23 protein-coding genes are annotated in these 25,861 nt (G+C 67.5%); 4 read left to right on the forward strand and 19 right to left on the reverse strand.

Annotation, left to right across the window (positions count from 1 at the left end):
- Positions 1 to 18 precede the first annotated feature (18 nt).
- Genes FFS08_RS09480 through FFS08_RS09490 form a run of 3 tightly spaced genes read right to left on the reverse strand, consistent with a single transcriptional unit; the run spans position 19 to position 2,540 of the window.
- A complete protein-coding gene (locus tag FFS08_RS09480) occupies positions 19 to 1,380 on the reverse strand; it encodes a sensor histidine kinase (RefSeq protein WP_249341180.1) in 1,362 nt (453 codons plus the stop codon).
- 1 nt (position 1,381) lies between these two features.
- Positions 1,382 to 2,065, reverse strand: coding sequence for a winged helix-turn-helix domain-containing protein (locus FFS08_RS09485; RefSeq protein WP_137863773.1), 684 nt, complete (start codon positions 2,063 to 2,065; stop codon positions 1,382 to 1,384).
- A complete protein-coding gene (locus FFS08_RS09490; protein ID WP_137863772.1) occupies positions 2,034 to 2,540 on the reverse strand; it encodes a PDZ domain-containing protein in 507 nt (168 codons plus the stop codon). The genes FFS08_RS09485 and FFS08_RS09490 overlap by 32 nt, the downstream gene beginning before the upstream one ends.
- Before the next feature lie 78 nt (positions 2,541 to 2,618).
- On the opposite strand from FFS08_RS09490, the gene FFS08_RS09495 reads away from it, so the two are divergent.
- The 3 genes from FFS08_RS09495 (at position 2,619) to mprF (ending at position 6,425) form a co-directional block, all read left to right on the forward strand.
- The gene (locus tag FFS08_RS09495) at positions 2,619 to 3,353 is read left to right on the forward strand and encodes an AcvB/VirJ family lysyl-phosphatidylglycerol hydrolase (RefSeq protein WP_137863771.1); all 735 of its coding nucleotides are present in this window, start codon (positions 2,619 to 2,621) and stop codon (positions 3,351 to 3,353) included.
- Positions 3,354 to 3,423: 70 nt separating this feature from the next.
- Complete coding sequence (locus FFS08_RS09500; protein ID WP_249341179.1) at positions 3,424 to 3,846, forward strand: DUF2147 domain-containing protein; 423 nt, start codon at positions 3,424 to 3,426, stop codon at positions 3,844 to 3,846.
- Positions 3,847 to 3,857: 11 nt separating this feature from the next.
- Positions 3,858 to 6,425, forward strand: coding sequence for a bifunctional lysylphosphatidylglycerol flippase/synthetase MprF (mprF, locus tag FFS08_RS09505; protein WP_137863770.1), 2,568 nt, complete (start codon positions 3,858 to 3,860; stop codon positions 6,423 to 6,425).
- A 236-nt stretch (positions 6,426 to 6,661) separates the two neighbouring features.
- On the opposite strand, the gene FFS08_RS09510 is transcribed toward mprF, so the two are convergent.
- The 16 genes from FFS08_RS09510 to cyoA all read right to left on the reverse strand — a co-directional run bounded on the left by FFS08_RS09510 (position 6,662) and on the right by cyoA (position 24,154).
- Entirely contained in the window at positions 6,662 to 7,810 is a 1,149-nt protein-coding gene (locus tag FFS08_RS09510; protein WP_137871828.1) for a glycosyltransferase, read from the reverse strand.
- Between the two features lie 190 nt (positions 7,811 to 8,000).
- Complete coding sequence (locus FFS08_RS09515) at positions 8,001 to 10,382, reverse strand: TonB-dependent receptor (protein WP_171012548.1); 2,382 nt, start codon at positions 10,380 to 10,382, stop codon at positions 8,001 to 8,003.
- Positions 10,369 to 11,316: a FecR family protein gene (locus tag FFS08_RS09520; protein ID WP_137864160.1), complete on the reverse strand. Its 948-nt coding sequence runs from the start codon at positions 11,314 to 11,316 to the stop codon at positions 10,369 to 10,371. The genes FFS08_RS09515 and FFS08_RS09520 overlap by 14 nt, the downstream gene beginning before the upstream one ends.
- Before the next feature lie 33 nt (positions 11,317 to 11,349).
- Entirely contained in the window at positions 11,350 to 11,862 is a 513-nt protein-coding gene (locus tag FFS08_RS09525) for an RNA polymerase sigma factor (RefSeq protein WP_137864164.1), read from the reverse strand.
- A 79-nt stretch (positions 11,863 to 11,941) separates the two neighbouring features.
- Positions 11,942 to 13,534 (reverse strand): ArnT family glycosyltransferase, encoded by a 1,593-nt coding sequence (locus FFS08_RS09530; protein ID WP_137864159.1) that lies wholly within the window; start codon positions 13,532 to 13,534, stop codon positions 11,942 to 11,944.
- A 123-nt stretch (positions 13,535 to 13,657) separates the two neighbouring features.
- A complete protein-coding gene (locus FFS08_RS09535) occupies positions 13,658 to 14,062 on the reverse strand; it encodes a hypothetical protein (protein ID WP_137864158.1) in 405 nt (134 codons plus the stop codon).
- Between the two features lie 116 nt (positions 14,063 to 14,178).
- A complete protein-coding gene (locus tag FFS08_RS09540; protein WP_137864157.1) occupies positions 14,179 to 14,793 on the reverse strand; it encodes a ParB-like protein in 615 nt (204 codons plus the stop codon).
- Positions 14,793 to 16,391 (reverse strand): SulP family inorganic anion transporter, encoded by a 1,599-nt coding sequence (locus tag FFS08_RS09545; RefSeq protein WP_137864156.1) that lies wholly within the window; start codon positions 16,389 to 16,391, stop codon positions 14,793 to 14,795. The genes FFS08_RS09540 and FFS08_RS09545 overlap by 1 nt, the downstream gene beginning before the upstream one ends.
- 195 nt (positions 16,392 to 16,586) lie before the next feature.
- Positions 16,587 to 17,015, reverse strand: a complete 429-nt coding sequence (locus FFS08_RS09550) for a hypothetical protein (RefSeq protein ID WP_137864155.1) — start codon at positions 17,013 to 17,015, stop codon at positions 16,587 to 16,589.
- A gap of 370 nt (positions 17,016 to 17,385) precedes the next feature.
- Positions 17,386 to 17,919 (reverse strand): response regulator transcription factor, encoded by a 534-nt coding sequence (locus FFS08_RS09555; RefSeq protein ID WP_137864154.1) that lies wholly within the window; start codon positions 17,917 to 17,919, stop codon positions 17,386 to 17,388.
- The gene (locus tag FFS08_RS09560) at positions 17,916 to 19,208 is read right to left on the reverse strand and encodes an ATP-binding protein (RefSeq protein WP_137864153.1); all 1,293 of its coding nucleotides are present in this window, start codon (positions 19,206 to 19,208) and stop codon (positions 17,916 to 17,918) included. Before FFS08_RS09560 ends, FFS08_RS09555 begins: the two co-directional genes overlap by 4 nt.
- A complete protein-coding gene (locus FFS08_RS09565) occupies positions 19,205 to 19,915 on the reverse strand; it encodes an SURF1 family protein (protein WP_137864152.1) in 711 nt (236 codons plus the stop codon). Before FFS08_RS09565 ends, FFS08_RS09560 begins: the two co-directional genes overlap by 4 nt.
- Entirely contained in the window at positions 19,912 to 20,328 is a 417-nt protein-coding gene (gene cyoD / locus FFS08_RS09570) for a cytochrome o ubiquinol oxidase subunit IV (RefSeq protein ID WP_137864151.1), read from the reverse strand. The genes FFS08_RS09565 and cyoD overlap by 4 nt, the downstream gene beginning before the upstream one ends.
- Positions 20,325 to 20,954, reverse strand: coding sequence for a cytochrome o ubiquinol oxidase subunit III (gene cyoC, locus FFS08_RS09575; RefSeq protein WP_137864150.1), 630 nt, complete (start codon positions 20,952 to 20,954; stop codon positions 20,325 to 20,327). The genes cyoD and cyoC overlap by 4 nt, the downstream gene beginning before the upstream one ends.
- 3 nt (positions 20,955 to 20,957) lie before the next feature.
- The gene (cyoB, locus tag FFS08_RS09580; RefSeq protein ID WP_137864149.1) at positions 20,958 to 22,961 is read right to left on the reverse strand and encodes a cytochrome o ubiquinol oxidase subunit I; all 2,004 of its coding nucleotides are present in this window, start codon (positions 22,959 to 22,961) and stop codon (positions 20,958 to 20,960) included.
- A gap of 14 nt (positions 22,962 to 22,975) precedes the next feature.
- Positions 22,976 to 24,154 (reverse strand): ubiquinol oxidase subunit II, encoded by a 1,179-nt coding sequence (gene cyoA / locus FFS08_RS09585; protein ID WP_137864148.1) that lies wholly within the window; start codon positions 24,152 to 24,154, stop codon positions 22,976 to 22,978.
- Between the two features lie 165 nt (positions 24,155 to 24,319).
- Between cyoA and FFS08_RS09590 the strand changes: the two genes are divergently transcribed.
- On the forward strand, positions 24,320 to 25,645 hold the full coding sequence (locus tag FFS08_RS09590; RefSeq protein WP_137864147.1) for an MFS transporter: 1,326 nt from the start codon (positions 24,320 to 24,322) through the stop codon (positions 25,643 to 25,645).
- The last annotated feature ends 216 nt before the right edge of the window (positions 25,646 to 25,861 follow it).

The following is a 25,861-nucleotide window of genomic DNA, read 5'->3' on the forward strand; positions in this document are numbered from 1 at the left end:
GGAGGAGAAGGACGGCCGTCAGAACCTGATCGCCGCCCGCAGCCCCGGTGCATTGTCCTCGAGGGCGAAACTGCCCTGGTGGAGCCGGGCCACCGCCTCCACCAGCGAGAGCCCCAGGCCCGAGCCGGTGACGTGACGGGCAGGATCCAGGCGGCCGAAGCGGCTCAGCGCCTCGGCACGGCGCTCGGCGGGAATGCCGGGGCCGTCGTCGGCCACCGAGAGCGCGATGCCGCCCGCTTCGTGCGCGGCGCGGATGACGATGCGGTGGCCGCCCTCGGCATATTTGGTGGCATTCTCGATCAGGTTGCCGAGCGCCTGGCCCATCAGCTCGCGGTGGAGCAACGCGTGCAGGCCGGCTTCGGCTTCGACCGCAATCTCGAAACCGCGATCCTCGGCGAGCGGGCCATAGACTTCGGCAAGGTCCTCGAGCAGCGCACCGATGTCGGTATCGACGAAACGGTCACGCCCGATCCCCGCCTCCGCGCGGCTGATCAGCAGCGCCGTCGAGAGCATGCCGAGCAGCGTCTCCGCCTCGCCCGACACCCGCTCCAGCGCGGCGAGCGCAGTCTCGTCCTCGGTCTCGATGATCGCGCGCTCGAGCGTGACCTTGATCCGGGTGACCGGCGATTTCAGGTCGTGCGCCAGCCCGTCGGTCATCATGCGCAGCTGCGAGACCAGCGCCTCGATCCGATCGAGCATCGCGTTGACGGCCTCCCCCAGCGCATCGAACGCATCGCCGCTGCCGTCGGTCTGCACCCGGCGGCCCAGCCTGCCCTCGCCCACGTCGCGCGCCGTAGTCACCACGCCCTGGATCTGGTTGGAAAGGACGCGGCCGATCAGCAGCGCGCTGAGCAGCGCGAAGACCACGCCGATCACCAGCGCCGCGGTAATCGCTTCCTCGTTCACCCGCGCCAGGCGGACGCTCGAGGTGATCACATGGCCGGCGAGCAGCCGCTCGCCATTGGGCAGGGTGGTGGACGAGACGCCCATCAGCTCGGCCCGGTCGCTGCCGGTGCGATAGAGCTCGATCGCGCGCCAATCGGTCTCCGGCGGAATCACCGTGGGCCAATCGCCCAGGTTGCCGCGGATCGGGTCTTCCTTCGCAGTGGCGAGCAGGATCACCAGCGGGCTGGCGTGCGCCTGGGCAAGCCGCGCATCGATCATCCGTGTGAGCTCCGCGTCGCCGCCGGCGCGCCAGGCGGAGACCAGATCCTCGCGCAGATCGGTGACAAGCGCCTTCTGCTCGGCGGCGAGCGCGCTCTCGCTCGATTGCTGGACGAAGAGCAGGATGCCCCCGGTGACGGAGAGCTGCACCAGGAAGGCAACGATCACGAAGCGCGCAGTGACCGAGCGCGCGAGCTGCCCCCAGCGCAGCCTCACCTCACGCCGCCGGGCCCAGGCGATAGCCGGCGCCGCGGATCGTGTGGAGGATCGGCTCGCCGCCATCGTCCAGCTTCTTCCTGAGCCGGCTGATATGGACGTCGATCACGTTGGTGCCGGGATCGAAATGATAGTCCCACACGCCTTCGAGCAGCATGGTGCGCGTGATCACCTGGTCCGGATGGCGCAGGAAATATTCGAGCAGGCGGAATTCGCGCGGCTGGAGATCGATCACCTTGCTGCCGCGCTTCACGCGGCGCGAGAGCAGATCCATCTCCAGATCGGCCGAGTTGAGCTTGGTCACCGCCGTCTCCGCGGCGCCGCGCTTGCGCAGCAACAGGCGGACGCGGGCGAGCAGCTCGGCAAAGGCGAAGGGCTTCACCAGATAGTCGTCGGCGCCCGAAGTGAGGCCGCCCACCCGGTCATCCGGCGTGCCGAGCGCCGAGAGGATGATCACCGGAGTCTCGATCTTCGCGGCGCGCAGGGCGCCGAGCACGGCCATGCCGTCCATTCCCGGCAGCATGCGATCGAGCACGATCGCGTCGTAGCTGCCGTCGCTGGCGAGGAACAGGCCGTCGCGCCCATTGTCGGCGCGGTCGACCGTGAACCCCTCTTCGTTCATTCCCTTGACGATATAGGCGGCGGTGGCCTCGTCATCCTCCACCAGCAGCAGCTTGTGCCCCATTCTCTCCACTCGCGCTTCGCAAGAGCTTGAGATGGCGTAGCTGCTTTTGGTGCACCAAGTCGAGATATACCTGCGGATGCGGATCGTTCCGCAAATAGCGCCGGGCCTGCTCCAGCGTATCCACGCCGCGCCCGTCAATGGCGACGATCGCGTCGCCCACTTCCATCCCGTCCTTCGCCGCCTCGCTTCCCGAGCGCAAGCTGGTCACCACCAGGCCCCGGGCCGTGCTGCCCGGCGTCTCGGCGGTGAAGCCCGGGAACAGGCTGGCGCCGCTCTGCGCGGCAAAGACCCGGTTGATTCCCGATCGCCAGGCCCAGCCCAGGATCACCATGGCGCTGAGCGCGAAGGAGAGGACGAGGATCAGGACAAACCCGTCGGTTCCGCGCATCGTGCGGCCGGCGGGACCGGCGTCTTCCTGGATTTCGCGGCTCGTCATTGCGAGCATGGGGATGCCCGTGGCAAGCAGCCAAGTCACGTTAAGCTTTGGTCATGATCCCGTCACACCAACGCGAATCGCACGTATCTATAGAAGCCGGACCTTCAAGGAGTTTCCATGCGCCATCCCCGCCGCAAGCTCGGCATCGCTCTCGCCGCCCTGGCCCTGATCCTGGCCGGCTTTACCGGCTTCCTCGCCTATGTCGGCTATTTCGGCGGCCCCCTTTATTACGACATGGCCCCCGCCCGCCCCGCGCCGCCCGCGATGAAGGGCCTGGCGGTGGTGCTGGTATCGGGCGACATGGGCTTCAAGATCGGCATGGGGCCGGATATCGCGAAGCGCTTCGCCGCGGACGGCGTCCCCGTGGTCGGCGTGAGTTCGCTCGCCTATTTCCGCCAGCAGCGCACGCCCGCCGAAATACAGAAGCTGATCGCCGACGCGGCGCGGCGCGCGCTCGCCTTCGGCAAGGCGGACCGGCTGATGATGATCGGGCAATCCTTCGGCTCCGACATGATGCATGTGGGGCTGACCGGCCTGCCCCAGGACCTGCGCGCCAAGGTGAAGCTGGTCGCGCTGGTGGTGCCGACCGACACCGTCTACTACCACGTCTCTCCTTCCGAGATGTTCAGCTTGACCAAGCCCGATGCGATGGCGCTGCCCACCGGGCGCCAGCTGACCTGGGCGCCGACGCTCTGCGTGCAGGGCGAGGAAGAGACGAACAGCTTGTGTCCGATGCTCACCCAGCCCAATGTGCGCCGCGTCGCGCTGCCCGGCGGACACATGCTTCACCATGATCCCGATACACTGTACGATACGCTCCACTCGGCAATCACCGACATTACCAAAAATTAGGATTGCGAACACGCCGCCGACAGGCGCGCAGGGCCAAAGAGCGACATTGGAATACGGAGGGAGTTTCGAAATGCGCTTCGCCAAGATTCTGGCCGGCATCGGCATGGGAGCGCTGCTGCTCGGCGCGGTGCAGGCTTCCGCCCAGGCGCCGGCGACCGCAACCGGCGTCGTCGGCACCTGGGTGAATCCGCGCGGCACCGTGAAGGTGCAGACCGGCGCCTGCGGCGACAAGCTGTGCGGCTGGGTGGTCTGGGCCAATGACGAGGCCCAGCGCGACGCGCGCGAGAGCGGCGTCCAGAAGCTGATCGGCACCGAGTTGCTCCAGGACTATCACCCCACCGGCAACGGCAAGTGGCAGGGTCGGGTCTATGTCCCCGACATGGGCCAGACCTATTATTCGAAGATCGAGCAGCAGGGCCCGAACAGCCTGAAGATCAGCGGGTGCATCCTGGGCGGCTGGATCTGCAAGTCGCAGGTCTGGCAACGGGGCTGAGGCCGGCAGTCATGCGCCCCGCCTACAAGACCGCCCTGCAGATCGGCGCCGTCGTCGCAGTCGCCGCGCTCGCCTTCGCGGCGCTGCACGGCCTGCTCCACGAAGTGCGCTGGCGCGACGTGCGCCATGCCTTCCGCGCGATCAGCCTGTGGCAGGTCGCCGGCGCGCTGGCCCTGACCATCGCCAGCTATGTGATGCTGACGCTGTACGACGTGCTGGCGCTGCGGATCATCGGGCGGCCCCTGCCCTATCGCACCGCCGCGCTCGCCTCGTTCACCAGCTACACGCTGAGCCACAATCTGGGCTTCGCGCTGCTCACCGGCGGATCGGCGCGCTATCGCGTCTACAGCGCGGCGGGGCTCGACACGGCGGAGATCGTCAAGGTGGTCGCCACCGCCAGCCTCACTTTCTGGTCGGGCGTGGTGGTGATGGCCGGCGCGGCACTGGCACTGCATGGCGGCGGGCTGGAACTGGCGGGAATCACCATATCGGCCGGCGTTCAGCGTGGAATCGGCATCGCGATCCTGGTCGCGACGCTGGGCGTGCTGGCGATGTTGCGCGGACCGGCGCGCGAAGTGAAATTGTGGCGCTGGCGCCTGCGCTGCCCCAGCCTGCCCCAGGCGTTGGGCATGATCGCGACATCGGCAATCGACCTCGCGCTGGCCAGCGCGGCATTGCTGATTCTGGTTCCCGGCGCGGGGTTGCACGCCTTTCCCACTTTCTTCCTCGGCTATGCGCTGGCGATCATCGCGGCACTGGTCACGCACGTGCCGGGCGGCGTCGGCGTGTTCGAGGCAGTGATGCTCGCGGTGCTGCCGGACACAGATCCATCGCACGTCGTGGCTGCGCTGATCCTCTATCGGCTGATCTACTATGTCTTCCCGCTGCTCGTGGCGGCCGCGCTGCTCGCGGTGCACGAGCGGCGCCAGCTGCGAAAGCCGCTCGCCGCGATCCGCGCGGTGGGCCTGGCGATGCACAGCCTGGCGCCGACCTTCCTCGCCGCACTGGTCTTCGTGGGCGGCGTGGTGCTCCTTATTTCCGGCTCGCTCCCTGCGGTCCCCGTGCGCCTGCGCGAGCTCCACGCGTTCGTGCCCCTGCCGTTCGTCGAGGCCTCCCACATCGCGGGAAGCCTGGCCGGCACGGCGCTGCTGCTGATCGCGCCGGCCCTCTACCGGCGGCTCGACGCGGCCTTTCACCTCTGCCGCACCTTGTTGCTGGCCGGCGCGCTCTTCTCGCTGATCAAGGGCGTCGATTATGAGGAAGCGGTGATCCTGCTGGTCATCGCCGGATTGCTGCAGCTCTCGAAGACCGCCTTCTATCGCAAGACCGCGCTCACCAGCACCCTGTCGACGCGGGCCCTGCTCTCGGTCGCGGTCGCGGTGGCGCTGGCGACCTGGATCGGCTTCTTCGCATTCAAGCACATCCCCTATCAGGAAGATATGTGGTGGGAGTTCGCCTGGCGCGGCGACGCCTCGCGCTTCCTGCGCGCGAGCTTCGCGACGGCGGTGACCCTGACCTGCGTCGCGGTGACTCAGTGGTTCGGCTATGCCCAGCCGAAGCGCGAGGAGCATGCGCCCGACACGGAGCTGCCGCGCCTGGCTCTCGTCCATGCCAACCGCACCGACGCGCTGCTCGCCTATGCCGGCGACAAGCGCTTCCTGCGCTCGGAAAGCGGCGAGACACTGCTGATGTACCAGGTGCAGGGGCAGAGCTGGATCGTGATGGGCGATCCGGTGGGCCCCGGTGCGGAATGGGGCGATCTGCTCTGGCAGATCCGCGAGATGGCGGACGCCGCGCAAGGCCGGCTGCTGCTCTACCAGATCTCGACCGACGCGCTGCCGATCGCGATCGACCTGGGCCTGCAACTCGTCAAATATGGCGAGGAAGCGCGCGTGGCGCTGCCCGACTTCACGATGGAGGGACCGGAGAAGCGCTCGCTGCGCCATTCGGAACGCCGCGCGGCGCGCGAGGGCGCGAGCTTCGAGATCGTCCCCGCCGCGCAGGTGCCCGCGCTGATGGCCGAATTGAAGACCGTCTCCGACGCCTGGCTGCGTGAGAAGGGGCATGGCGAGAAGGCCTTTTCGGTCGGCCGCTTCGATCCCGCCTATCTCGCCCGCTTCGATTGCGCGCTGGTGCGCCAGCAGGGACGGATCGTTGCCTTCGCCAATATCTGGGCGACAGAGAACCGTGAGGAGCTTTCGGTCGACCTGATGCGGCATCTGGCCGAAATGCCCTATGGCACGATGGACTTCCTGTTCGTCCAGCTGATGCAATGGGGCCGCGACCAGGGTTATCGCTGGTTCAATCTCGGCATGGCGCCGCTGTCGGGCATCGAATCGCGCCGCCTCGCGCCGATGTGGGCCCGGATCGGGGCCCTGCTGTATCGCCATGGCGATGCGTTCTACGGCTTCGAGGGACTGCGGGCGTACAAGGACAAGTTCTCGCCGACATGGACACCGCGCTATATCGGCGCCCCTCCGGGACTGGGCCTGGCGCGCGGGATGATCGACCTGCAGACGCTGGTGGGCGGCGGCTCGCGCAGCGCGGCGCAGCGGAAGCGATTGCGACTGGTGGCCTAGGTTGGGGACTCATATTCCTTCAATCGTCATCCCCTTCCCTCAATCGTCATCCCCGCGAAGACGGGGATCCAGGGTAATGCGGGATATCGGCACCACCGCGCGAACGCTGTCCGGAGAGGACAGGACCCCGCCACCCCGGCTCGGCGCCTGGCCCTGGATCCCCGCCTGCGCGGGGATGACGACGGAAAATCAGATACTTGTTTGGGTTCTCAACCTAGCGGGACGCCGGCCCGCCGTCAGTAGCGCCCCCAGACGAAGCGCGAGGAGAGCGCGAAGTTCCACACGGCGGCGACGGCGATGCCGGCCAGCGCCGCGAAGCGCCAGTCGCCATGCTGGACATTGTGCAGGAATGCCGCGACGCCGACATTCGCCGCCGCACCCACGCTGCACACCAGGCAGAAGGAGAACCAGCCCGCCAGCAGCGCACCGCCGCCCTTCAGTCGCTGCTCGCGATAAGTGAGCGCGTTGTTGAGGAAGAAGTTGAAGCTCATCGCGGCGAGCACCGCCAGCATCGTCGCCCCGACAAAGGGCCAGGCGAGGCCGCGGAACAGCACGCCGAGCACGAGGAAATGCACGCCCGCGCCCAGCGCGCCGATGCCCGAGAACATCACGAAGCGCACCGGCACCACCCGGCCGAACATCCGGTCGTAGAGCGCGATGAGATATTCCATCGCCACCACATAATCGAGCTTGCTCTCCCCCAGCGCCCGCGTGCGGAACACATAGGGCAGCTCGAGGAACTTCAGCGGCCGCGGCGATGCAGTCATGATGTCGAGCAGGATCTTGAAGCCGATCGCCGACAGCGTCGGCACCAGATCGCGCACGATCCCCGTGCGGATCATGAAGAAGCCGCTCATCGGATCCGACAGGTCCGCCTTGAGCACGCGCCGCGACAGCTTCGTCGCCAGCGCCGACTTCGCCACCCGCTCCTCGTCCCACTCGCCCGTGCCGCCGCCGTCGACGAACCGCGAGCCGATCACCACGTCGAGCGCATCGTCGCATTCCAGCGCATCCAGCATCCTGGGCAGCAGCGTCTCGTCATGCTGCAGGTCCCCGTCGATCACCGCCACGAACGGCGCCGCCGTCGCGCACATCCCCTCGATACAGGCCGAGGACAGCCCACGCCGACCGATCCGCTGGATCACCCGAACCCGCGGATCCCGCCGGCCCAGCGCCCGCGCCGCATCCGCCGTCCCGTCCGGGCTGTCGTCGTCGACGAACACCGCCTCCCAGTTCCGACCCTGCAGCGCCGCATCCAGCTTCTCCACCAGCAACGGCACGTTCGCACGCTCGTTGAACGTCGGGATCACGACTGCAAGCTCGAGATCCGCAGCGGGGGCGATGCGGATGAACCGGGCGATCTCGCCATCGAGAAGGAGCTTCATGCGATCCCTTTTCTGGGCCCGTATTTGGGCCCCGGGAGGGACGCGCCGGGGCACAGATACGCATGGCGCGCCCTCCCGGGGGTTCGAGACAACGCCGTCGACGCCGGGGGACGACTATCGTGGCTTGCCTCGGGGGCATGGTTGAGACGGAGCCCGTGCGGCGATCCCGCAACGCAGGATCGAAAAAATTCTAGAATCCGATCTCGACGCCCAGCCGCACGGTGCGGGGGCGCAGCGGCGTGATCTGCTTCTCGTCGCGGATCAGCAGCGGCGTGCCCAGCGCGAAGCGGTTGCCGCGGGTATCCAGCAGATTGGTGGCCGACAGCGTGATCGCGCGCCGGCCGCGCTCGAGCCGCAGCTCGAGCCCGGTATCGACATAATCGCCCTGCGGCCGGCCGAGCACCGGGCCGATGCCGAGCGTCGAGCGGCCGACATAGCGCAGATAGCCGGAAGAGGAGAATTCCATGTCGCCCCCCAGCGTCTGGCGCCAGGCCGCGCCGAGCCGACCGCTCGCATCGGCGACGTTGGGCAGCCGGTTGAAGTCCGACGGCCCCTCGGCCAGCGGGAACACCGCTTGCGAGGGATTGGTGACCTTGCTGCCGTTCAGATAGATCGAACCGTCGAGATCCAGCCCCGGCAACGGCCGCCAGCGCACCGCCACCCCGAGCGAGAGCACCCGCCCGTCACCAATGTTCGCAGTGGTGGGGAAGCCATAGCCGTCGATCAGATCCGCCTGGATGCTCGTCCACCACGTCACCGAAGCATTGGCAGAGACGGACAGGCCGCTCTCGGTGTAGCGCGCTCCCGCCTCGACGGTCGAGAGGCGGTCTCCTTGGAAGCGCTGGATCACGTCGCGGCGCACCGCCAGACCTCCGGGCCGGAAGCCCTGTTCGAATCGGCCGAACACGGTGAGGCCATCGGTGGGCCGCCAGGCGATCGCAGCGGATGGCAGCAACCGCGTCTCGGTGCGCGCCGCCTTGGCCCGCGGATCCTCGCGAAAGGCGAAATAGCGATCAGCATCTTCCGAATTGCCGGTGAGATGGGAATTGGTGAGGCGGCCGCCGGCGGTGATCGTCACGCCGCGTACGGGCTCTACCGTGCCTTCGCCATAGAGCGTGGCTTCGTCGACGCTGTTGCGCACTCCGGTGAGGGCCGCGCGGGCGACGCCGAAATTGCGATTCACCCGCCCGCGATTCTGCAGGAAGCTGACACCGATCAGCCAGCCGGTGCCGCGCGGGCCACGGCGCGCCAGCCGTGTCTCGCTGGTGAGCATGCTCACTCGGTTGATCTGCTCATAGCCGATCAGCGGGGCATCGGCCGCGGGCAGCGGAAAACCCTGATTGACGTCGGGAACCGAGGCGCCGGCGAACACTTCCGACACATATTGCCGCGCATAGGCGACGGCCGAGCTCAGCTCTAGATCGCCCCAGCGCTTGCGGGCCACCAGCTCGCCGAGCCAGAAATCATTCTGGAAGGGCTGGGCGATCGAGCTGCGGCGGGACAGCCCATCGCCCTTCCCGTCCGAATATTGCGCATCCCGCCCCACGATGCTCTGGCCGACACCGTTGAGGTCCAGCGTCCAGCCGTCCATGTTCCAGCGCAGCGCCAGCCGCCCTCCGGTGGTGCGCACGCTGTTGACGTCCTTCAGGCCCCGCTCGCGATCATCGATATAGCCGCCGTCCTGCGCCGTGAAGGCGAGCGCGCGCAGCGCCAGATTCCCTTCCCTGATCGGCAGGTTGACGATGCCGCCGCCGTCCCAGCTCAGATCGCCGTGCTGGGTGGCCGAGCCGCCACCCCAGACCTGGCCGCCCCGCGCCCAGAGATCGGGCGCGCGCGGCACCACCCGCACCACGCCGCCGAGCGAGCCGGCGCCATAGAGCGTGCCCTGCGGCCCTTCGAGCACTTCGACCCGGCCGATATCGTAGAGCTTCAGGTCCGGATCGGGGGCGCTGTAGGTGATCCGACTATTGCCCCAATATTGGCCGACGGTCGCCTGGGTGGGGCCGACGAAGCTCGAATCGGCGATACCGCGGATGAACAGCTTGTTGCGCCCCGGCCCGAGATGGGTCGAGGCCAGGCTGGCCACGCGATTGGCGATGACATCGCTGCCCCGCCCGCCTTCCGAGACGGGAATGTCGCTGCCCTCGACGATCTGCACGCCGCCCGGATAGGCCTTGAGCGGCACATCGCGCTTGCTGCCGGTGACGAGGATCTCGGCCGGAGGCGCCTCGGGTTCTTCCGGCAGCGGCATGGGGCGCGGCCGGGGCCGTTCGGGCGGCATGCGCTCGATCAGCCATGTGGCGGCGGCGACGCGGCGCGCGCGCGTGCCGGAGCCGCGCAACATCTCCGCCAGCGCACCGTCCACCGTGTGCTTGCCCTTCACCGGACGGACCTTGATCCCGGAAAGACCCGGTTCGCGCAGCCCGATGCTGCTGCCGGTCTGGCGGCCGAGCGTGAACACCGCCGCATCGAGACGCCCGGCGGGCACCGCGACGGAATGGCGCTTGTCCTGCGCCAGCGCAGGCGCAGCCGCCAGCAGCGCCAGGGGAAGGATCAGATCAGCGCGGCGCACCGTCGATCGCGTCCAGCATCCATCCATTGCCTGCGCGAGTCGCCCGTGTGCCGGTGAGCGCAGCGATCCGCTCGATCACCGCGCCGGGGCCGCCCTGCGTGGAAATCGTGCCGGTGAACGGAATGTCGCCGGTCCCCTTCCCCGCGCGTACCTGGATACCCAGGTTCCGGGAAAGATCGGCCGCGACGCGCTCCAGCGTCGCGTTGCGATAGACCAGCTGCCCGCCGCGCCAGCTGCCGACATCGGCAGCGGCGGCACGCGTCACTTCGGGGCGGCCGCTGCCGGCCACGCTCAACGCATCGCCGGGGGTCAGGCGCACGGCATCGGCCCGGGGCTGGTAGATCACAGCTCCCTCGGCGACCGAAACGCGCAGTCCGGTCTCGTCGCGCACCACGTTGAACACCGTGCCGGCATCCTCCAGCGTCACGTCGCCGGTCTTGACGATGAAGGGATGCGCGGCATCGTGGCGCACTTCGAACAGCGCCTCGCCCTCGATCAGCTCGGCGTGCCGCGCGTCGATCATCGCGACGCGGGTATCGCCGTTGAGGATCATCTTCGAGCCGTCCGTCAGCGCGACCTCGCGGCGCTCGCCGGCAGCGGTACGATATTCGGCCTGCATTCCCGAGCCGGGAACGAGGCTGGTCCAACCGACCACCACCGCCAGCACGGCGGCAACGGCACCCCCAGAAATCAGGAACCGCCGGCGCGACGGACGGACCGCCGCCTCCGCGGCCGCGCCCGGCGCAGGTGCCAGGCGGAACAGCGCCGCCATCGCTTCGTCGGCCTCGATCGCAATATTATAGGCGCGCAGGTGCCCGGGATCGCGTTCGAGCCAGTCGGCGAACGCGTCCCAATCGGCGAATGCCGAGTCCTGCATCCGGATCACCCAGCTACGGGCGTCCTCTGCAAGATAGTCCGAAACCTGCCCGTTCATGCCCACCTCTGCGCAGGGACGGAGTCGATGCGTTCATTCCGCATCGAATTTGTCCTTGAGTTGCGCGAGGGCGCGATACGCCTTCTGCAGATCCTTCTCCACCGAGCTCAAACTTATCCCCAATTCCCGAGCGATCGCCGCCTGGCCGAGCCCATCCAGCCGGTAGCGCCGGAAAATCTGATCGACTCGCGGCCCCAGTGCAAGCAGCGCGGCCTCGGCTTCGCGCAATCGCTCGCGCGCGATCAGCACGCGCTCGCCCTGGGGCGCATCGTCGCTGCCGGCGAGATCGTGCCATTCGTGCTGGCGCCGGTCGCGGCTGAGCGAGGCGCGCTGGCGATCGCGCAGCACATTCTCGGCCGCGCGGAAAAGATAGGAGACCGGATCGGAAACCGGGCGCGCTTCGGCGCTCGCGATCTTGTGCCACAGATCCTGCAGCACGTCCTCGGCGTCGTCGCCCGCGCCGCGGGCCGCAAGGAAGCGCAGCAGCCGCGGCCGCTCATTTTCCAACACGCGTTGCAACCCGCCGGTCTGCGAGGACGAATCCATGCCCGCGCCCAAAGCATTGTGCGCGGGAATTGCCAAGCCTTGGCTTCGCAATTGTGCAAGCGCGCCGCGCCGACTCGGGTCAGGCATCGGGCCGCCGTCGATAGACGATGCGGCTGCGGCTGCCCACCGGCACCTCCAGCGCGGGGAAATAGTCGCGTTCCAGAATCCGGGTCATATACGCCAGTACTGCCGGATTGAGATCGCGATCGGGCCGAGTGCTGGCGACGACGAATTCGGGCCGCGCGGCCATGATCCGCTCGACTTCGACCATGGGATCGGTGCCGAGCGCACGCGATTCGCGCGTGAGGCTCAAATGGCTCGGGAAGGACCAGCGCGTAGGCAGGCAACTGCCCGTCAGCCGATAGAGCGCCGGCTCGCCATCGAACACATAGAGGCAGTCGCGCAGCTGCGGGCGAATGAAATCGGCCATGCGTTCCACTTGCGGCCCCCAGCCGCGATTGCGCCGATTGTCGTTGATGATCTGGAGCGAGACGAAGGTGATCAGCACCATCATCGCCACACCCGCGGGGATGCGCCAGCGCGTGCGGCCCGAGGCGATCACCAGCCCCGCCGCACCGTCACCGAACCAGGCTGCGGCGAGCACGCAGAGCGGTGCCAGCAGCGGCAGGGCATAATGGTCGAAATAGGTGCCGAAGATCAGCACGCCCCCGATGGCGGCGAGTGCCCAGCCGTCGAGCAGGCGGCGCACTTCGTCGGTCACCGGACGCGCCATGCCGCGCCCGCACCAGGCGGCGATGGCGAGGGGGGCGAGGCACAAGGCCATCCCGCCAAGCCGCTTGAGCGCGACGCCGAGCCCGTCCGAGCCGCGATCGAGGATCGACAGGAAATTGGCCTGGACGAAGGCCTCCCCATGACCGATCGACGCGTACCAGGCCCAGGCGGCGAGCGTGGGGAGCAGGGCCGCACCGATCCAGGCCGGCGCCATCGCGGCGAGCGCGCCCCGGCCCATCCCGCGCTTCCAGCCGAGCCACAGGAGCGCCAGCCCGAAGAACAGCCCTTCGAACAAGGCCGTATACTTCACTTGCATCGCCACGCCGATCAACAGCATCGCGACCAGACCGCCGCCGAACCCGAAGGCGCCGAAATTCGCGCGCCGGACGACGCCGATCATCGTCCAGGCAGCGAGCGCGACGAAGAAATTGTAGAATACCGGCGATTGGCCGCCCTCGCCGCCGAAGACGCCGAGATAGAGAATATACACCACTCCCGCCGCGGCGGCCCCGTGCGGCCCCGAGAGATTGCGCGCGATGCGTGCGACGACGAGCGCGGTGGCTACCGCGAAGAGCGTGGCGACAATCTGATATTCCAGTACCCCGGCCCCGCCGAGCAGCCGGATCGCTGCATAGATCAGGAACAGCCCGATCGGCTTGCGATCCCAGATGTCGACATAGGGCAGCGCACCATGGAGCATCCGGTCGCCGGTGAGCAGGTAGAATTCGTCATCGACCTGGATGACCGGATTGCCGAACTGCGCCGCGCGGGCGACGACCGCGACGACCAGCAGCAGGGCAGCCAGCAGCGCCGGGTTGCCGACCCAGATCCGCGTGGCGGCGGCCAGCCGCGCCGTCGAGGGCAAACGCTCCGGCTCGACCAGGCGGAGCGGACGAAGATGGTGAGCCTCGGGCCAGGCCCGGGCGGGAGTACGCTGCATAACCACGACCCCACAAATGGTTGCAGGTCGAGACGGAGCGGCAGCGGCGGTTCCGCAAGGCGAACACGATCAGATGCACCCAGGCGACGACGGGTGCCCCGAACGGACCGACGGGCCGCGCCCCTAGCTGCGCGGAGGCTTGACGTAGGGAACGAACTCGCCGAGCCCGACCCATCCGGTCGCCATGCGGACGCCGGTGTCGTACAGCTTCACCGTGTCGATGCTGCAGAGCTGCGACGAACGCGTGTCCGTCACCAGCACATTGGTCCAGTTGAGCGATTCCGCGCCCGACTTCGGCCGGTTCACATAGAATACGCCGTTGTTCATCTCATAGATGATCGCGGTACCGTCGATGATCCGCGACGAGCGGATGTTGCGCAGCAAGATGCAGTCGACGGGCGTGCCGGCGGTGCGTCCTGCAATCGCCTTGGCAAGCTCGGCCTCGCCATCGCGCGAAGCGGCGACGGCAGGCGTGGCGACCGTGGCGAGCAGCGCGGCGCCGAGCAGACTGATCGAGATCCTGTTCATGGCACTGTCCTTTCGATCCCCTGTCGAGGGGATGACGGAGCATATAGGCACGAACCGCATCCGGATCATCGGCGCGGCCGCAATTCTTCTGTCGCAACCTGTCGCAGCCGCGCCGTTCAATCCTCGGGGCCGGCCCAGCCGGGCAGATAGGCGGCATGCTTCCGACGGGCGAGATCGAGCGCGCGCTCCAGCGCCTTGTCGAAATCGGCCTCGAGCAGCTTGGCGGACACGTGGCGGCGCAGGAAATCGGCCCAGAGGAACTCCGAATAGGGCGTGAGATCCTTCGCATAGCCGCCGCTGCGGCGCAGTTCCCCCGCCAGCGAGCGCCAGGGATCGTCGAGCAGGCCGCGGACATGCTTGGGCAGATGCCGCGCATCCAGCCTGCGGCCCTGCGGATCATAGGGATGGAGCCAGCCTCGGCTGTCCATGAACGTCCGGAAGGCACGGCCGGGCAATGCGGAAAGATCGGCGATCTCGCGCACCAGCACATATTCCACGCCCTCGTCGTGCAGCGCGCGGGCGAGATGATGGGCATCTACGATCCAGAAGCGGTCCTTGGGGCCCCTGACCGCGGGGATCATGTGGCGGCCGAGGAATTCCGAGCCGTCGGTTTCCGCACGCGCCCGCCAGTCGTGACGCTTCCGGGCAACTTCGCGGAAGCCGACGGTGATCTGGGTGGGCCGCAGCGCGTCGATCGAGACGGGACGCAGAAACGGTTCGGGCTCGCGCATCAGGGGTTCTCCAGCCTCGCGACCGCATCGGCCACGCTATAATCGCTGCGTGCGACCAGCGCTCCCGCGCCGGCGGTGTCCAGCAGGTCACGCACCCGGTCATGCATTCGGGCATAGCGCAGGGCATAGCCCTTCGCTCCCATCGCCCGGTCGAAATCGAGCAGCGCGTCGAGCGCCGTGCTGTCGATGTCGATGCTCTCCTCCAGGCTGATCACCACGGCACGGGTTCCCCCCTCGGCCAGGGTTCGCCGCGCGATTTCCGCGAACATCCGCTCCGCATTGGCGAAGAACAGCGGCGCCGAGGGCCGCCAGATCGCGATCCCCGCGGGCACCAGCGCATCCGGATGGCGATCGGCATCGACGAAATCGTGGCTGGAGCCCAGTCGGCCGAGCCGTGCCAGTCGGGCATTGCCGAAACGCTGCACGAGCGCCGCCAGCGAGAGCAGGATGGCGCACAGCATTCCGTCGAGCACGCCGAGCACCAGCACGCCCAATGCAGCGGCGAGCGCGATATACTGGTCGCGGTCCAGCGCCCAGAGCCGCCTGATCGGTCGCGGGTCAAGCGAATGGGTGAGCGCGGCGATCACCACTGCCGCCAGCACCGGCTGCGGTAGCAATGCGACCAGCGGCATGGCGAACAGGACGAGCGCGCCGAGCGCCAGCGCCGCGACCGCCCCCGCCAGCCGGGACTGCGCCCCCGAGGCTTCGTTGGCCGCGCTGGCCGACAGGCCGGAGCCGACCGGCATGCCTTGAACCAGCGATGCAGCGAGATTGGCGAAGCCCAGCGCGCGCAGCTCGCGGCCGGGATCCAGCAGGTCGCCATGGCGGAGCGCCAGCGCGCGCATGGTTCCCCAGCTCTCGGCGAGCAGGATCAACGCGAGCGGCACCGCGAGCTGCGCCGTCTCCAGCAGCATCGCGGGCGCGAAGGCGGGCATTGCCGAGGTGCCGGGCATGAGCGCGATCCGGCCGACGATCGCGACGCCGTGCGCGCCAAGATCGAGCAGGCCCGAAGCGGCGACACCGGATATGAGCACGATCAGCGCTCCCGGCACGCCGGGCCAGCGGCGCAGTGCCAGCAACGCGCCAAGCGCGACCAGGCCCACGGCGAGACTGAGCAGGTGCCATTGCGGCAAGGCACGGATCACTGCGAATCCGGTATGGAACAGGCTGCCGCCCGGTGCGGGAATGCCGACGAGCACGGGCAATTGCTTCACGCTGATCGTGATCGCCAGCCCGAAGGCGAAGCCGCGCAGCACCGGATGCGAGATGAAGCCGGTCAGCCCGCCCAGCCGGAAGACCCAGGCGAGCAGGAACAACAAGCCGGCGAGCGCCACCGCCATCACCATGAACAGCATCTGCGTGCCCTCGCCCCCCGGCAGCGTCGCCAGCGACGCGGCGAGGATCGCGGCCGAGGACGAAGTCGCGGAGACGACGGCGAAACGGCTGCGCCCGGTCAGCGCATAGGCGAGCGTGCCGGCGATCGCGGCAAGGATCGCATGCCCCGGCGCGACGCCCGCGATCGCGGCATAGGCCACGGCCTCCGGCAGCATCAGCCCGGAAACGGCAAGGCCCGCAACGATGTCGGCGCGAATCTTCAATCCATGCCTCCCGGCCGGCAATGCTGCGCCGATCGGCGGCGGATGGGAAGATGCCACGCATCCCGCTCCCTCCCCCCGGCGCCGGGGCGAAGGCACGGCACCTGCCAGACCCCGGTCCGCCCAATCTGGAGAACCCTCAGCGAGAGTGGATGTGGAGCGCGCCGGTTCATCTATCGGGAATATTTCATTGCATGCTCATCTGAACATGAATCCGTCGATGTTCGACTTGGACAAGCCGGAATAGCTCGCCAGCGCTCCCTTGCCGAAACGCGCCATGCCGCCACTGTAGTTGATCTCTCCCGAAACCTGCTTCTCGGCGACCCAGTACAGCATCGTGATGCCTCCGCCCCGCGGGCATCGGGCCGTAAGCCGATAGACGGCCCGCCGGCTCGCCAGATCCTGACGAAGCTGGCGCGTCGTCGCCAGGGACAGGGATCGTCCGTTCAACTTCAGCTGCACCGGCCGATCAAGCGGCGCCGCGGCGCCATAGCCGGATATCCGAAGGAGATCCTTGCCGCAGCGAAATTCCACGCCTTGCTCCCAACTCTCAGGCTGGGTCGGCTCGTGGGACACGACCGACTGGCCGAATATTCCGATGGCTCCGAGCAATAATTCCGTCATCATTTTAGTTAACTCGCCGCAGGAAGCTGGAAGACATCATGACATTACGGCCGCGGGCGTCGCATAGTCCAGTATCCGGGTCCCCTTTGGCGTAATATGGGCGAGGATATTTGAATCGACGACGATGCCGCGGACAGGCCGCCCGGCAGAGGGATCGACATTCCGGTCGACGACTTGATCACGGACCGCCCGATCGCCGGAACCATTGCGGCCCATCCCCGCCGGCAACCGGCAGCACCCGGCCGATCCGGGGATTGTGGACGCCCCGGATTGCCGCCCAGGCAGGAACACCGGATAGCCCATCCGGAAAATCGAAGTCGATGGCCTGGCCGGAGCCGGCGCGGGATTCGCCGCGGAAGGGCCCGAATGCGCCCTAGCGCAACTGCCGCTTCTCCAGCTTCCGCGCCAGCGTCCGCCGGTGCATGCCCAGCCGCCGCGCAGTCTCGGAGATGTTGAAGTCGGTCTCCACCAGCGTCTGGTGGATATGCTCCCACTCCACCGTCTTGATCGACGACGGCCGGCTGGCAAGCGGCGCGTCCGGGTCGCCTTCCTCGCGCCCGAACGCGGCTTCGATGTCGTCGGTATTGGAAGGCTTGGCGAGATAATAGGAGGCGCCGAGCTTGATCGCTTCCACTGCGGTGGCGATGCTGGCGAAGCCGGTGAGCACGACGATCTTCATCGCCCCGTCGGCCGCGCGCAACGTCTGCACGCACGCCAGCCCGGAAGCGCCGCCGAGCTTCAGGTCGACCACCGCATAGGCCGGGTGGAAGTCCGCGAGCAGCGCGGTCAGCGCCTCATGGCTCGCGGCCACTTCCACCGCATAGCCGCGCCGCTCGAACGAGCGCCGGAGCGTCCGGGCGAAGGACTCGTCGTCCTCGACGATCAGCAGCTTGCGCGGGCCGGTCATGCCTGTTCCTCCCCGCCGCGGGCGATGGCGTCAAGCGGCAGGCGGATGCGGACCAGCGCGCCGCCCTGGGGCCGGTTCTCGGCGCTCGCCGCGCCGCCCAGCTTGCGCAGCACGTTGACGAGCAGGAACAGCCCCAGCCCGCCGCCCGGCTTGCCCTTGCTCGAGCGATAGGGCTGGCCGAAGCCGGCGAGCATCTCCGGCGCGAAGCCGGGGCCGCGATCGGATATCTCGATCACCAGTTCGTCCCGGTCGCGCGACGCGGCGATGCCGATCCAGTCGGGCGAGACCTCGGCGGCATTGTCGATCACGTTGCTCAGCACCTGGCGCAGCGCGGTATCGGAGACGATCGCCAGATCGGGCCCGAACCGGTCGGCATATTCCAGCGTGCCGGTGAGCCGGCTGTCGCGCCAGTCGGCGACCAGGTCGTCGAGGAAATGCCGGACCGTGGTGAATTCCGAGGCAATGCCGCGCGCCTCGCCGGCGGAGAGCAGGATGCCGCTGACGATCGTCTTGCAGCGCGCCACTTCGGCCTGCATGTCGGCGATGTCCTGCGCCAGATCCCTGTCGGCGGCGATGCGCGGCATGCGCTGCCAGTCGCCCAGGATCACCGACAGCGAGGAGAGCGGCGTGCCAAGCTCGTGCGCCGCGCCGCTGGCGAGCAGGCCCATGCGGACGATATGGTCCTCCTCCGCCGCGCGCTGGCGGATCGCGGCACGCTCGGCATCGCCTTCGCGCAGGTTGCGGGCAATGCGGGTGATGAGGAGGACGAGCAGCACCGCGATCAGCGCGAAGCAGATCAGGCTGCCCGCGAGATAGAGGCGGAACGGATCATTGACGCCCGTTGGCAGATCGAGCGGCACCGGGCTGATCGCGACGGCGAAGAGCGCCAGGCTGGCCGCGCCGACGATCATCCAGCTCGATCCCGGCTGGAGCAGCATCGCGCCGGTGACGACCTGGAGCAGGAAGAGCGAGGCGAAGGGATTGGCGAGGCCGCCGGTGAAGTGCAGCTGCCATGCGAGCGCGGCGACGTCCGCCAGCATCGCCACGGTCAGCTCCCAATTGGTGATCGCGGCGCGGCGATCGAGAAGCGGATAGGTGGCAAGGTTGATGCCCGCGAGGATCAGCGGCGCAACGAACAGCGGCACCAGCGGCAAGTGCACGCCCATCACGAAATGGACGAAGCCGATCGTACCCAGCTGGCCGCCCACTGCGATCCAGCGCAGCTGGACGAGCAGCCACATGTTGCGGCGGCCGGGATCGGTGTCCTCCAGCCCCCCGGCGGAGATCATGCCACGGCTCCGTGCCGGCGGGCGACGAGCCATGCCGCCCACAGCGCCATCGCGGCGAGACCGAACCAGGTCAGCGCATAGACGAGATGATTGTCGGCGAAGCGCACCACCGTCAGCCCGCCCACCGGATAGCCGCCGGGATTGGGCGCGGCATCCGCATCGATGAAATAGGGGGCGACCCGGTCGAGACCATGGGCAGCCGCGATAGCCGCCACGTCGCGCGAATACCAGCGATTGCCCCCGGGGTCGTTGGCGCGGAGGAACCCGCCGCCCGGCTCGGTGACGCGCAGCAGCCCGGTGACGCTCGCCTGTGCGGGCCCGGCGGGGATGCGCGGGCGCATGTCGTCGGGGATGAAGCCGCGATTGACCAGGACGGTGAAGGACGGCCCGGCGAGCGGCGTCATCACCCAATAGCCGGAGCCCCGCTCGGTGACGGCCTTTACCAGAGTGGTGCGGTCATTCTCGAACCGGCCGGAGAAGCGGACGCGGCGATAGGCGTCCTTGCCGGCAGTGATCCCGCCCCACGCCGCCGGCCCCGGAGCAGGCACCGGCGCGGCATGGATGCGGACATCCACCGCCGCGACGAGTTCGTGCTTCCAGGCCCGCCGCTCGAGCTGCCAGATGCCGAGCCCCGCCAGCACCGCCGCGCAGAAGAGCGCCGCCACCGCGACGCCCCACCGTGCGCGGGGCCGGCGGGCTTTCGTCACGGAAGCTGGCTCGGGTCGTGCAGCGGCATCATGTTGGCGTTGAGATGGTACATCACCCACAGCGAGCCCGAGAGCATGATCACCACGACGATGATCGTGAACAGCAGCGCGGTCATCGTCCAGCCGCCCTCGGCCTTGGGCTTGAGGTGAAGGAAATAGACCATGTGGACCAGGATCTGGACCACGGCAAACGCCATGATCGCGGCGGCGGTAACGCCGTTCGAGAACGGGCGCTCCATCACCAGGTAGAAGGGGATCGCGGTGAGGATCACCGACAGCACGAAGCCGATGACATAGTCGCGCATCGAGCCGTGCGGGATCTCGACGCCGTGCCCATGATCGCCGTGCCCATGATCGCCGTGCCCATGATCTCCATGAGCGTGCGCGCCGTGCGCGTGCGGATCGTGGCTCATCGCAGCATTCCCATCAGATAGACAAAGGTGAAGACGCCGATCCAGATGACGTCGAGGAAGTGCCAGAACAGGCTCAGACAGGCCAGCCGGCGCTGGTTCGCGGCGGTCAGGCCGAAGCGGCTCACCTGCACCATCAGCGTGACCAGCCAGATCGAGCCGAAGGTGACGTGCAGGCCGTGCGTACCAACCAGGGTGAAGAAGGACGACAGGAACGCGCTGCGCCACGGGCCGGCGCCCTCATGGATCAGCTCGCTGAACTCGTAGAGCTCGATGCCCAGGAAGCACGCGCCGAACACCAGGGTTACCGCCAGCCAGATCAGCACCTGGTTCTTGTTGCCCCGCGCCATGCCGAGCATCGCGAAGCCATAGGTGATCGACGAGAACAGCAGCATCGCCGTGTTCACAGCGACCAGCGGCAGGTCGAACAGCTCCTTCGGGCCGGGGCCGGCCGCGAAATTGCCGCCGAGCACTGCGTAGCAGGCGAACAGGATCGCGAAGATGAGGCAGTCGCTCATCAGGTAGATCCAGAAGCCCAGCATGGTGCTGTAGCCTTCCGGGTGCGGATGCTCGTCGAAATCGTAGAAGCGGACCGGTTCGTCCGCGGCTTGCAGCGTGGTGGTGCTCATCGGTCAGGCTCCGGCGGCGAGCAGGCGCGTGCGCGCCGCCTCGGTCTCGGTAACGGTTTCGGCGGGGATGTCGAAATCGCGCTTGTAGTTGAAGGTGTGGACGATCGTCGACGCGATCAGCGCCACGAAGCCCAGGCCGACCAGCCACCAGATATGCCAGATCAGCGCGAAGCCGATCAGGGTGCTGATGCCGGCCAGGATCACGCCCGCGCCGGTGTTGCTCGGCATGTGGATGTCCTTGAAGCCGGCAAGCGGACGCTCGCAGCCGCGCGACTTCATGTCGTACCAGGCGTCGAGATCGTGGATCACCGGCGTGAAGGCGAAATTATAGTCCGGCGGCGGCGAGCTGGTCGCCCATTCCAGGGTGCGGCCGTTCCAGGGATCGCCGGTGGTGTCCTTCAGCGCCTCGCGCTTCCAGATGCTGACCGCGAACTGGACCAGCATCGCGCCGATGCCGGCGGCGATCATCACCGCGCCGAACGCGGCGATGACGAAGAGGAACTGGATGCCGGGATCGTCGAACACGCGCATGCGCCGCGTCACGCCCATCAGGCCCAGGATGTAGAGCGGCATGAACGCCACCCAGAAGCCGGGGACCCAGCACCAGAAGCTCACCTTGCCCCAGAACTCGTTGAGCTTGAAGCCGAACGCCTTGGGCCACCAATAGTTGATCGCGGCGAACACGCCGAACACCACGCCGCCGATGATCACGTTGTGGAAATGCGCGATCAGGAACAGCGAGTTGTGCAGCACGAAATCGGCCGGCGGCACCGCGAGCATCACGCCGGTCATGCCGCCGATCACGAAGGTCAGCATGAAGGCGATCGTCCACATCATCGGCAGCTCGAAGCGGATGCGGCCGCGATACATGGTGAACAGCCAGTTGAAGATCTTAGCGCCCGTCGGGATCGAGATCACCATCGTCGTGATGCCGAAGAAGCTGTTGACGCTGGCGCCCGAGCCCATGGTGAAGAAATGGTGCAGCCAGACGAGGTACGACAGGATCGTGATGACGATCGTGGCGTAGACCATCGACGAATAGCCGAACAGCTTCTTGCCCGAGAAGGTCGAGGTGACTTCCGAGAACACGCCGAACAGCGGCAGGATCAGGATATAGACTTCCGGGTGGCCCCAGATCCAGATCAGGTTCACGTACATCATGGCGCTGCCGCCAAAGTCGTTCGTGAAGAAGTTGGTGCCGACGTACCGATCGAGCCCGAGCAGCGCGAGCACCGCGGTCAGCACCGGGAAGGAGGCGACGATCAGCACGTTGGTGCAGAGCGACGTCCAGGTGAAGACCGGCATCTTCATCAGCGACATGCCGGGCGCGCGCAGCTTGAGGATCGTGACGATCAGGTTGATGCCCGACAATGTCGTGCCCACGCCCGCCACCTGCAGGGCCCATAGATAATAGTCGACGCCGACGCCGGGGCTGTACGCCAGGCCCGAGAGCGGCGGATAGGCCAGCCAGCCGGTCTGGGCGAACTCGCCGACGAACAGCGACGCCATCACCAGCACCGCGCCGCCGGTGGTCATCCAGAAGCTGAAATTGTTCAGGAACGGGAACGACACGTCGCGCGCGCCGATCTGCAGCGGCACGATATAGTTCATCAGGCCCGTGACGAATGGCATCGCCACGAAGAAGATCATGATCACGCCGTGCGCAGTGAACACCTGGTCATAGTGATGGGCGTTCAGATAGCCCTCGGACCCATTGAACGCGAGCGCCTGCTGGAGGCGCATCATCAGCGCATCGGCAAAGCCGCGCAGGAACATCACCAGGCCCAGGATCATGTACATGATCCCGATCTTCTTGTGATCGACGGTGGTGAACCACTCCTTCCAGAGATAGCTCCAGAGCTTGAAGTAGGTGAGCGCGCCGACGAGCGCGATGCCGCCGAGCGCGACGACCGCGAAGGTCGCCACGACGATCGGCTCGTGCAGCGGCAACGCGTCGAGCGAGAGCTTGCCCAGGATCGGGCTCACGGGTGCGGGTTGCGGGATCATATCTCGATTCGCGATCAGGAAAGAGGACGCGGCCGGGTTTCGGACGCAACGCTGGGGGCAATCGGAGTAGGCTCGGCCGAGGGCTGCTTCATGCCCGCGCCAGTCAGCGGCTTGGGATTGCCGGGCTTCGGCGCGGCGCGGACGGCAATGTCCTGCTTGTCGGCGCAGATCTCGCCGACGAAGCTCTTGCCGCCATGCGCATGGGTGCCGCGGCCGCCGAACTTGTCATAGGCGAGCTGGCGGACATTGTAGAGCCCGGCCTTGCCCATGCCGCCCTTGGCGTCGAGCGACATCATCTGGTGCATGCACATCTTGCCCGGCTCGACGCACATGTTGGTCACCATGTCGAACAGCCCGGTCTCGACGCCGGCGAAGCGGCGGACCGGCTCCTTCTCGCTGGGACGCTCGAGCTTCAGATATTCGGCGCGGTCGAGCGTGGCGCCGGCCTTCTTCGCCTCGGCGACCCAGGCGTCGAAGCCGGCCTGGTCGGTGCTGTGCGCCTTGAAGCGCATCGAGGAGAAGCCATGGCCGCTGTAATTGGCCGAAAAGCCCTGGAACGCGCCCGTCTTGTCGAACACGGCGTTGAGCGGCGTCTCCATGCCCGGCATCGCATAGATCTGGCCGGCGAGCGCGGGGATGTAGAAGGAGTTCATCACCGACGAGGCCGAAATCCGGAAGCGGATCGGGCGGCCGACCGGGGCAGCCATCTCGTTCACCGTGGCGATGCCCTGCTCGGGATAGATGAAGAGCCATTTCCAGTCGAGCGCGACCACCTGCACCTCGAGCGGCTTGACGTCCGCCGCCACCGGCTTGCCCGGCGCGGTGCGCGAAAGCGGGCGATAGGGATCGAGCAAGTGGGTGCTCACCCAGGTGATCGCGCCCAGGCAGATGATGATCAGCAGCGGCGCCGACCAGATCACCAGCTCGAGGCTGGTCGAGTGATCCCAGTCCGGCGCATAGGTCGCTTCCTTGTTCGAAGCGCGGTAGCGCCAGGCGAACAGCACGACCAGCGCCATCACCGGCACGATGATCAGCAGCATCAGCAACGTCGAGACGATCACCAGGTCGCCCTGTTGGCGGGCGACGTCACCGGCGGGGTTGAGCACGACCATGTCGCATCCGCACAACAGCGCGAATGCCGGCAGGATCAGCAGCGCACGGAGGCGTGCGGAGAGCGGACGGGGGCTAGGCATGGCGGGCGCCTAGGCTGCTCATGTTGCACCGCACATAGGACATTTTGTCCAATCCCTGCGTTGTCTGCTATGGCGCAAGAGCGCCGCGCCGGGGGCACTCTAGCCTCCTCCACGGCGTTATGAAACGCGCTCGCGCGGCGCGTGTTGCAGGAAAGTTCGAACTCGATGAGCGGCGATACCGTCCCCACCCTTCCCGCCGAGCGCGATGTCCGTGCGCTGCACAGCGACGGCCACCGCATCCGTCCGGGCGAAATCGCGATCGGCGTGATCATCGGCCGCACCTCCGAGTTCTTCGATTTCTTCGTCTATGCCATTGCCTCGGTGCTGGTGTTCCCGAAGCTGGTCTTCCCCTTTCTCGATCCGCTGCAGGGCACGCTCTGGTCGTTCGCGATCTTCGCACTAGCCTTCGTCACCCGTCCGTTCGGCACGCTGATCTTCACTGCCGTCGACCGCGCCTATGGCCGCGGCGCCAAGCTGACGATCGCGCTGTTCCTGCTCGGCGGCTCGACGGCCGCGATCGCCTTCCTGCCCGGCTATGCCGATGTCGGCATCGCCGCAGCCTTGCTGCTCGCGCTGTTCCGCATGGGCCAGGGCGTGGCGCTGGGCGGCACCTGGGACGGCCTCGCCTCGCTGCTGGCGATGAACGCGCCGGAGAACAAGCGCGGCTGGTATGCGATGATCCCGCAGCTCGGCGCGCCGCTCGGCCTGTTCGTGGCCAGCCTGCTCTTCGCCTTCTTCATCGCTGCCCTGCCTGCCGAGGATTTCCTCAGCTGGGGCTGGCGCTATCCCTTCTTCGTCGCCTTCGCGATCAACGTGGTGGCGCTGTTCGCCCGCCTGCGCATCGTGGTGACGCCCGAATATGCGCGCCTGTTCGAGGACCGCGAGCTGCAGCCCGCGCCGATCGCAGAGACGGTGCGCACCGACTGGCGGATCATCGTGATGGGCGCCTTCGCGCCGCTCGCCAGCTTCGCCATGTTCCACATGGTGACGGTGTTCCCGCTCTCCTGGGTGTTCCTCTACACCAGCAACAGCCCGACGGACTTCCTGGTGATTGAGGCGGCAGCGGCAGTGGTCGGCACCATTTCGATCATCGTGTCGGGCCGGTTGGCCGATCGGATCGGTCGCCGTACCCTGCTCGGCGTCTCCGCGGCGGCAATCGCGGCGTTCAGCGGCTTCGCGCCGCAGCTCCTCGCCGCCGGCGAGGTGGGCGAGATCGTGTTCATGCTGTTCGGCTTCGCGCTGCTCGGCATCTCGTTCGGCCAGTCGTCCGGCGCGCTCTCGTCGATGTTCTCCAAGCCGCACCGCTACACGGGCTCATCGCTCACTTCGGATCTGGCCTGGCTGTTCGGCGCGGCCTTCGCGCCGCTGGTGGCGCTGTGGCTCGGCAGCAGCTTCGGCCTGCTCGCCGCGGGCGCCTATCTGCTATCGGGCGCGATCGGCACGCTGCTGGCGCTGTGGCTGAACCGCGAACTCGCCAAGACGATCGACTGATCCCGATGCAGGGGCGGCCGGCAGTCCGGCCGCCCCTGTTCAGAGCATGATCCAGTCGTATTTTGCGCGGCGGAGCATCGGCGCGCTGCAATAGCGGCACTTGCTCGTATGACGGCCATCGCGGGTCGGGCGGACCGCCTTGCGGTTGCGCTCGTGCCTTCCGACGATGCAGCGCCCCCGCCCCATTATCCAATGTAGCATTCTGTCTCCCGTTTC

The organism is Sphingomonas sp. 1F27F7B (assembly GCF_005503355.1).
Lineage (GTDB): Bacteria > Pseudomonadota > Alphaproteobacteria > Sphingomonadales > Sphingomonadaceae > Sphingomonas.